We start from the raw sequence: 893 nt of genomic DNA on the forward strand, positions 1-893 counted from the left end.
TAAAAGTAGGGCTAGTAACCATAAATCTAATCCTAGTAAAATAGAATTCCACGAAAAAAGTAACTATAAAAGCCATATAGAAATAATATGCCATTAAATAAACAGACAATGATATAAAAATGTCTTGTTTTATATGCTTTGTTATCTTCTTGCTTTTTGCGTGCTCTATATGCAAGAAAATATATACAACACCACACTAAGAAAAAAGTTGCTATATTAATAATGATAATAGCAAAGGGCTTGATAAATCAGCTCTGTTACATATAAAAAGTAGCCCAATAAACTACCTAGGACAATACTAGCTATACCGCCATACACAATACTTGCAATAAAACGCCTATTTGTAAAAAGTTGATATTTCTTATAAGCAATAATTAATACCATAAAAAGTGCATAGTTTGTTACAAGGCAAGATATTAATACAAAATATAAATATCCAACAATGAGAGCTCCAATTGCATCAGCAATCATTATTTAACCTCCTTATAATTTATAGTGGTCTTAAGTAAATGTTTTATAGCTAAATTACTTGGAACTTTAATATTTTTAAAAGTAGGGCTAGTAACCATAAATCTAATCCTAGTAAAATAGAATTCCACGAAAAAAGTAACTATAAAAGCCATATAGAAATAATATGCCATTAAATAAACAGACAATGATATAAAAATGTCTTGTTTTATATGCTTTGTTATCTTCTTGCTTTTTGCGTGCTCTATATGCAAGAAAATATATACAACACCACACTAAGAAAAAAGTTGCTATATTAAAAATGCTAATAATAAAGGGCTTGATTAACTCAGGCTCTTTTGCATATAAAAAATAGCCTAATAAACTACCTAGGACAATACTAGCTATACCACCATACACAATACTTGCAATAAAACGCCTATTTG

1 protein-coding gene is annotated in these 893 nt (G+C 28.1%); it reads right to left on the bottom strand.

Translation table 11 applies throughout. The features are described from left to right. Positions 1 to 216: 216 nt before the first annotated feature. Positions 217 to 471 carry a hypothetical protein gene (locus B6S12_RS11605; RefSeq protein ID WP_245892672.1) on the bottom strand — a complete coding sequence of 85 codons (255 nt, stop codon included), beginning with the start codon at positions 469 to 471 and terminating at the stop codon, positions 217 to 219. Between the last annotated feature and the right edge of the window lie 422 nt (positions 472 to 893).

The organism is Helicobacter valdiviensis (assembly GCF_003245365.1).
In the GTDB taxonomy this organism is placed as follows: Bacteria; Campylobacterota; Campylobacteria; order Campylobacterales; family Helicobacteraceae; genus Helicobacter_D; species Helicobacter_D valdiviensis.

What these genes read in the sequence shown, in the direction of transcription:
- B6S12_RS11605 (WP_245892672.1), bottom strand. Translation starts at nt 471, where the DNA reads ATGATTGCTGATGCAATTGGAGCTCTCATTGTTGGATATTTATATTTT.